This is a genomic window from Bradyrhizobium sp. (assembly GCF_049586575.1).
Lineage (GTDB): Bacteria > Pseudomonadota > Alphaproteobacteria > Rhizobiales > Xanthobacteraceae > Bradyrhizobium.
Genome location: NZ_JBAVCF010000429.1, coordinates 1 through 6,622 on the forward strand (window position 1 = coordinate 1; position 6,622 = coordinate 6,622).

Genomic DNA, 6,622 nt, shown 5'->3' on the forward strand with positions numbered 1-6,622 from the left:
TGGACCGAGACCGGCGGCCCGCCGACGTCGAAACCGACTGGCCTGCCAGGATTTGGCACCAAGCTCGTCGTTAACAGTCTCTCCGATCAGCTTGGCGGCACGATATCCGCGAATTGGCCACCGAGCGGTGCCATCATCACCCTCAAGATGAGCGAGGCTAGGCTCGGCGCATAAGTCAGCGCTCATGGCGGGAAATGCACGAAGCGTTTCCCTGCGAACTCCAAGCCCCTCGTTTTGAGGTTGGCGACTGATGGAGAAGAACAAATGACTGCCGGATCCGCCGCGCCAAAGGCCAAGGATTATTCCGTCGTTGCCGGCTCGTTGGGCCCGCGCCGTGATTTTCGCATCAGCGTGGGCTTGCGCGAGGGATGGGATGCCGATGGCCGTGTCTTCGACGTCTCAGAGGCCGTACGCACCGCGCGAGCCTGGATGAAGCGCCGCGTCGAAGCCGGCCAGCCTGCCTTGTCCGGCATGTTCGCGCGCGCGGAAGTAACCTATGCGTGGCCGCGTCCGGATGGCACCGTCGGGTCCGACCGCGAACCGGTCGCGCTGTTCACCGGCGAAGCCGTCCACGCCTACCTCGGCCATCTGCCGGACGAAGCCATCGCTGCGATGTTGAACGAACTGTCGATCGAGCTTGGCGTCGCGCTCGGGCAAGAACGAATCTACGTCGCCTTCGCCGACCGGACCTGGATTCTGGATGCCGGAGAACGTTTGAACGAACGCTGAGCTGACGCGGCCTGACAATCGCTCGCCCCGCAGCATCGCTAGTGCGGCCGAACTCGCGGCGCCCGACAACGTTCCCTCCAACGAGCAGCCGGAAATGAAATAGATTCTCATGCGGTGCAGCGTTTGGGTCTAGGATGGAGCGATTGAACGCCGTAAAGGAAAAAACAAATGACCGGTCGCATGCCGCCTATCCCGCCCGCAAATCGGAGCAACAAGGGCGTCCCACAGAATGCCGAAGCGGCGAAAGACACGTCGCACAAGAAGGACCATACGCAAAACACCGACGAACAAGGCGACACCGCGAATATCAAACAGAACACCACGAACGCCGGCTTCTTCAAGGGCCGAAGGGTGAAGTAGATCGTCCCGCCTCGCGAGTCCCTTGTCGCAGCACCTTCGCCCGTAGCGGCCTTATTGCCGCGATAATCTCCTGAATTGACCGATTTTCGGCCAGGAAAACGACCGCTGATCAGTCAGTTCTCCGCCCGAGCCGATCGAGGGGAACCAATCAGGCGCAGTTCGCTTGTCGTGCGCTCACAAACAAACAAACAAGGATATGCGATGAAACGAACTGTCATGGTCTCGCTGCTTGCGGCGACGCTGTTTATTCCCGCCGCCGCCGTCGCCCAAGGTGTCCCCGGAGGTATCGAAAAGGGATCCCGCGAAGGCGAACGTGCGGCAGGGCCGATCGGGGGAATCGTCGGTGGCGCCGTTGGCGGCGTTGTCGGCGGCGTCAACGGTGTGCTCGGTATCGATCAACGGCCTCGTTTCCACAACTACGTCGTCGAGAGGCATCATCCATCATACGCTTATGACCGCGAGTTGCGGGTGGGCGTTGACCTGCCCGGCGATGGAATAAGTTACTACGACGTCCCGCCGGAATACGGGGTCCATGAATATCGCTACACCGTGGTCAACGGCCGCACGGTGCTCGTCGATCCCCGCACGCACCGGGTGGTTGAAATCATCGACTAGGAATTCGCGGCCAGTCGCCACGGCGGCTGGCCGACGGTCCCTATGCGCGGCAGCGAGTGACGTCACAGAACGATGGATGGCGTTGGCAAGAGCCTCACTCGTGTAGCCGGCAAAACCGGCCTTTCCGCCAGCTCGTCATGCAAGAAAAATACGTCGATGGCCGGTCATAGGCGAGCGGAAGCGACGCCGTTCCGCGAACGGCTATGCAAGGCCATGACGAAAACCTGGCAAATCGGTTGCGCCAAAAACCTGATTATCCAAACCGGATCAACGCTGAGTCTACTGTCCAGTCCTGGCCACGAAAATATTCTGCTTTGCCCGTGGGCAAATCATCTCTACAAGCCCGCGCCATCCCGCACCCGGGAAGAGGGGCGTATCGCGATCGTCACGGACGTTGGGCGCGGGATGCGATGGACGCTTTGGCGGCGCGTTGACGAACGGCGCAAAAGCGGACGGAGAAGTCGTGTGGTCCTGACGCCCCGACGCTGGCGTCACGCTGGCGACGATGCCTGAAGCATCGTGGCCCGCAACGGTGGCAAGAAAGCCCGGTCACCGAGGAGAGCTCGAAGGAAGCCGTTAAAACCATTGCGCAGGGAAGGCCGGGTGTTCCGGCGAACCTGTGGCGACTATGCTCGTGTGCTTTTTATTTTTCGCACGCGAGGCTATGGGTGCTCACCGCGCACCTGGCTTTCCCTGCGCCCTTCATTTTGGGCGAGAGATTTCTCCATAGCTCGGGCGCGATCGGCGCCGCGGGATGGCTCTTGTCATGCCTATCGCACGATTCGTTTGAACACCGGAAGATCGGCGCTTGGCTTGAGAGGTTCGACCTTCATGGTGACAACAGCCGGCCCGCTCGTGAACCAGAGCGCGACAGCCGCCGCGATAAACGCCGCGGCTCCAACCGCCGCCAGACTTTTCATGCCCGCCTCCGGAGCCTGTAACGCCGCAACGGCCTCAATTGCCGAGGATGACCCTGTGCTGACGGCGCGCGGGATCTTCGGCTCCGACCAGAGCGTTCGGATCGGTCGCGATCACCGCTTCCGGCAGCGGCACCGGCTCGAGACCGGCGAAGCTGCGGTAGAGCGCGCCCATGATCGCGCCGCAGCCGATCATGAGAACCAGCAGCGTGAATCCCGACAGCAGCGGGACCACAGGCGCCAGCAGAATGGCGCAGATCACGGCCACCGCCGCGCCAATCCCGGCATATTCCCAGGCGCGCTGGCGACCCAGCGCACGCGCGAGATGATGCAGGCACAGAACGAAGATCGTCGCCGGCACGATGCTCGCGACGAGAAAGGTCAGGAACAGTTGCGCCACCATCGCGGCAGCAATGACGGGATTGGTACCGCCGCTCATGTAATGCGCGAAGCCCGGCAGGATCGAGGCGAAGCTGACGGAGAGCACCGTCGTCAACGCCGCCGGCATCAGCGCGGCAATGACGATTCCGGCCACCGAAGTGCGCACGCGCGTCGGGCCGTCGAAGGCGAGCGACGTCACCAGGCCCTCATAGGTGTGTTTTGGAAAACGCTCCGCGACCTCGAGTCCCGCGAACTGGCCATAGAGGAAGCCGGAGATCATTCCGGCGATCGTCGGCAGCAGACCGACGGTCAGCAGGATTCCATCACCCGGAGAGGTGACCTGCAGATTGTTGCGGATCGCGATGGCATAGCCGGCCGCCGACATCACGCCGCCCATCGCCGCATAGGCGAAGCGGCTGAAGACGCGCAAGCGGCGCAGCATGCGATGGCCGGAAAACAACAACGCGGCATCGACGGCAAGTTGCACGACATAGAACACCAGCACGCGATCGGGCGGCGGAAGGTCGGCCGGCGCCGTTGCCTGAGCGCCAAGCAATGCCATCGCGGTGAGCACGGCGTGGATCGCCGCAAGCGGAAGCAGCGCCACCATCAGTGCGCGCGCGGAATTCTTGACAACGTACATGTGCGAAACCCCTGAGCAAGATACGCTAGAGGAGAGCCGTTACAATTCGCTGTCGAAAACGATTAAAATTGCGCGGTTTCAGGCCTGTCCAGTCACGCGCAGGCTGCTCTGCGGTAATATCCGCAACCCTTGCTGCGCCCCTTCAGCGAGCGTTGTGTCGCAGTCGGGAGACGGAGCGCATAAATCACACACCGGGAACTTCCGCACAATCTCAGGAACTCCCGGCCAAACCAACGAAAGTAGTGCGGCCCGCACGCAACACCTCGGCGATTTCGTGTCGGCCCCGCGCGAGGTTCTTGTCCACGCCGCGACTCCGCCGCATTGTGAACCCATTCCGGCGCTTGACCTTGCCTCGCACTGAAGGAGCCAGGGCAACGTCGCGCCCGTTCCAACCATCCTGAAGGAGAATTTCCGTGGTGAAATTGCTGATCGCATCCGCTGCAACGCTTGCCCTGGTGACCGCGGCTTGCGCCGCTGACCTTCCGAGGCGGCAGCCCGCGCCGGTCTATTCCGAAGCCCCGGCCGTCGGCAAGATGCCGATTGGCAAGTCCCCGGTCGGCAAGGCGCCGTACGGCAAGGGACCGGTCGCCGCCCGCTACTGAAACCAACCAAGCGTAGACGCATGGCAAACAGATTGAGCCACGCGGCGCTGTGTCTGCTTGCAGGCCTGCTTGTGGACCTGGGCGCATATGGCTTTGCGGGCGCGGCTCACGCCGCATCCGCAAGCGAGGGCCAGGCGCGTAGCGCTGACGCCAAGGTGGTCGCCTCGATCGAGACGCCGGCTGACTCCACTTCAGCGCGGACCGCGATGCGAAAGCCGGCAGCGGCCTCCGCACGCGGCCCCTACTACGTCGATTTCCGCGCCCGGACCGCGGCGAGCTGGGGACACGCTTTCGTCTGGTACGGCAAGACCAGCGAGCGGGCCGTCGAGGTGGCCGGCCTGACGCCGGCGGGTGACGTCGACCGGTACATCCTTGGCTATATCACCTGGGTGCCGTCGGAGACCGGGGCCAGCTACGGCGATCTCGACCCGGAATACCTGACCGCGCATTACAAGGTTTATTTGAGCGAAGCCGACGCCAAGCGGGTGTTCGCCTACATCAAGCATCTGAAGGAAAGCTCGCCGGTGTGGAGCGCTGAAATCAGCAACTGCACGAGCTTCATCGGCGACATCGCCGAGTTCATGGGACTGAAAACGCCGTCGCGGTGGACGCGCCCCGAGAACTACGTCAGAGAGCTCAAGGCCCTGAACAACGGGCGGCAGGTCGTCCGGCTTTCGGAGTGATCGCCGCGAGGCCCCAATAGATTCAAGCCACCGTCAGTCCGGGGCGCATCGAAGAAGCGAGCCCGGAATGACGACGGTCGAAAGGCCGAATGTCGCATCGGGCGAGATAAGCCCCCGCACCGTTGTCCCCCATCGCGATCGGTGCGAGTTTGGCGCCATGCACACCGCTCTCGCCATCATCGGCGCCGTCGTCAATTTCGTCGCCTGCCTCAGCTACGTCCGCGCGATCCTGAAGGGCGAGGCAACGCCGAACCGCGTCACCTGGTCCCTCTGGGCGCTGGTGCCGCTGATCGCCGCTGCCGCGCAGTTGCGCGCCGGTGTCGGGATTTCGACGCTGGTGGTGCTGTCGGTCGGGGCCGGTCCGGCCTGCGTCGTGCTGGCCTCCTTCGCCCGGGGAACGGGTTCGTGGAGGCTCGGACCGTTCGACTATCTCTGCGGCGCCTGCGCGCTCGCCGCGCTTGCGCTCTGGGCCGCCACCGGCGATCCCGTCACCGCCATCGTGTTGTCCATCCTGGGGGATGCGACCGCGGCGCTTCCCACATTGAGGAAAGCGTGGCTGGCGCCCGCGACCGAGAACCGGTCGGCATACCTGATTTCATTCGTCGGGATGATCCTCGGCATCTTCTCGGTCCAGCAGGCGACGTTCGCAGGCTATGCCTTCAACGCCTATCTGGTGGCGGTGAGCGCCGCTCTCGTGCTGATCCTCTATCTGCCGCGCAGACGTGGCGTCAGCGCCCGAGCGCAGCACAGCGAATAAGCCGATCTTCGCGAGCCCTCACCACCGCGTCCCACGACCCATCGGCCCGCGATGGAGGATGAAGATGTTGCCCTTGGAGTTGAACGCGACGCCCGAGGTGCCGCCAAGTTCGCGCCCGGTGGCAAATGGAAGGAGTCGGGAACCGCGATGTAGGGAAGCGCTGGAAATTCCATTTCGCAGGTCCTGAGGCCTTTTCTTATTCGCTCGCCCCTCCCATATCGGAATTCCGCTTTCGGGGCACAGAGCAGGCGTCAAGCCTTTAACCGAAATATGCTCCGCCTCTTCTTGCTAGCTTTTCCAGGATTTGAAATGAGCGATTCCGAAACCGCCCGAAAAGTGTTCGAAGCCTTGAAGCTGGCGCAACAGGAGCCGGCGCAACAGGCGTTGCCGATCCTGAACGGACTTGTCGGGCTGGTTCAGGGAAATGGCGAGCAGCCGATGGAAGTGGAGGATGCCCGCGCCAGCGCCTTCCTGGCGATTTGCGAGGTCGGAAAGGCCTTGCACCGCGGGCAACCGACGGATGGCCTGTACGTATCAGCGATCAACGCCGCCGAGCGATGGATGGCGCTCGCAAGGTAAGCCGATTGAATGGTCTGTCAGCGATGCTGTCGTGTCGGGCGGACATTGTGATGACTTACCGTTGGACTAAGCCTCGAGATTGCCGATTTTGATATCACCTAACTCTGCTCGCAAGAGCGGTTTGTCTTTTGCACAAATAACACTGCTGATCTCGACCTTCCAATGCGCGGCGACGCGGCCAGACTCTAGGCGAACCCGGCCGCGTCGGATCGGATGAATCAGGTCTCGCCGCCGGCGAAGATATCCTTCCGGATGACCGCGTGGACGCCCCAATTGCCGTCGACCACCTGGGTGATGCCGAAGTCGACGCCAACCGAGATGAGAGAGATGGCCTCATCTTCGGTCAGCTTCTTGGT

Annotated in this window: 9 protein-coding genes; 7 read left to right on the forward strand and 2 right to left on the reverse strand. The window is 62.7% G+C overall.

The annotated features are described in order from the left end of the window. Positions 1-264: 264 nt before the first annotated feature. The 3 genes from WB528_RS16990 (at position 265) to WB528_RS17000 (ending at position 1,704) form a co-directional block, all read left to right on the forward strand. Positions 265-729 carry a hypothetical protein gene (locus tag WB528_RS16990; RefSeq protein WP_423889569.1) on the forward strand — a complete coding sequence of 155 codons (465 nt, stop codon included), beginning with the start codon at positions 265-267 and terminating at the stop codon, positions 727-729. A 168-nt stretch (positions 730-897) separates the two neighbouring features. Further along, on the forward strand, positions 898-1,089 hold the full coding sequence (locus WB528_RS16995) for a hypothetical protein (RefSeq protein WP_422254674.1): 192 nt from the start codon (positions 898-900) through the stop codon (positions 1,087-1,089). Positions 1,090-1,290: 201 nt separating this feature from the next. Further along, a complete protein-coding gene (locus WB528_RS17000; protein ID WP_423889570.1) occupies positions 1,291-1,704 on the forward strand; it encodes a DUF1236 domain-containing protein in 414 nt (137 codons plus the stop codon). Positions 1,705-2,474: 770 nt separating this feature from the next. Here WB528_RS17000 and WB528_RS17005 read toward each other — a convergent pair. Both WB528_RS17005 and WB528_RS17010 read right to left on the reverse strand, forming a co-directional pair. Next, positions 2,475-2,624: a hypothetical protein gene (locus WB528_RS17005; protein WP_423889571.1), complete on the reverse strand. Its 150-nt coding sequence runs from the start codon at positions 2,622-2,624 to the stop codon at positions 2,475-2,477. Between the two features lie 34 nt (positions 2,625-2,658). After that, the gene (locus tag WB528_RS17010; RefSeq protein WP_423889572.1) at positions 2,659-3,645 is read right to left on the reverse strand and encodes a hypothetical protein; all 987 of its coding nucleotides are present in this window, start codon (positions 3,643-3,645) and stop codon (positions 2,659-2,661) included. A 413-nt stretch (positions 3,646-4,058) separates the two neighbouring features. Between WB528_RS17010 and WB528_RS17015 the strand changes: the two genes are divergently transcribed. The 4 genes from WB528_RS17015 to WB528_RS17030 all read left to right on the forward strand — a co-directional run bounded on the left by WB528_RS17015 (position 4,059) and on the right by WB528_RS17030 (position 6,266). Next, positions 4,059-4,247: a hypothetical protein gene (locus tag WB528_RS17015; RefSeq protein WP_423889573.1), complete on the forward strand. Its 189-nt coding sequence runs from the start codon at positions 4,059-4,061 to the stop codon at positions 4,245-4,247. Between the two features lie 20 nt (positions 4,248-4,267). After that, positions 4,268-4,930, forward strand: coding sequence for a hypothetical protein (locus WB528_RS17020; protein ID WP_423889574.1), 663 nt, complete (start codon positions 4,268-4,270; stop codon positions 4,928-4,930). Positions 4,931-5,087: 157 nt separating this feature from the next. Beyond that, entirely contained in the window at positions 5,088-5,687 is a 600-nt protein-coding gene (locus WB528_RS17025) for a hypothetical protein (RefSeq protein WP_423889575.1), read from the forward strand. Positions 5,688-5,996: 309 nt separating this feature from the next. After that, positions 5,997-6,266, forward strand: a complete 270-nt coding sequence (locus WB528_RS17030; protein ID WP_423889576.1) for a hypothetical protein — start codon at positions 5,997-5,999, stop codon at positions 6,264-6,266. Positions 6,267-6,622: the final 356 nt, after the last annotated feature.

What these genes read in the sequence shown, in the direction of transcription:
- WB528_RS17010 (WP_423889572.1), bottom strand. Translation starts at nt 3,645, where the DNA reads ATGTACGTTGTCAAGAATTCCGCGCGCGCACTGATGGTGGCGCTGCTT.
- WB528_RS17030 (WP_423889576.1), top strand. Translation starts at nt 5,997, where the DNA reads ATGAGCGATTCCGAAACCGCCCGAAAAGTGTTCGAAGCCTTGAAGCTG.
- WB528_RS17000 (WP_423889570.1), top strand. Translation starts at nt 1,291, where the DNA reads ATGAAACGAACTGTCATGGTCTCGCTGCTTGCGGCGACGCTGTTTATT.
- WB528_RS17020 (WP_423889574.1), top strand. Translation starts at nt 4,268, where the DNA reads ATGGCAAACAGATTGAGCCACGCGGCGCTGTGTCTGCTTGCAGGCCTG.
- WB528_RS16995 (WP_422254674.1), top strand. Translation starts at nt 898, where the DNA reads ATGACCGGTCGCATGCCGCCTATCCCGCCCGCAAATCGGAGCAACAAG.
- WB528_RS17005 (WP_423889571.1), bottom strand. Translation starts at nt 2,624, where the DNA reads ATGAAAAGTCTGGCGGCGGTTGGAGCCGCGGCGTTTATCGCGGCGGCT.
- WB528_RS17025 (WP_423889575.1), top strand. Translation starts at nt 5,088, where the DNA reads ATGCACACCGCTCTCGCCATCATCGGCGCCGTCGTCAATTTCGTCGCC.
- WB528_RS16990 (WP_423889569.1), top strand. Translation starts at nt 265, where the DNA reads ATGACTGCCGGATCCGCCGCGCCAAAGGCCAAGGATTATTCCGTCGTT.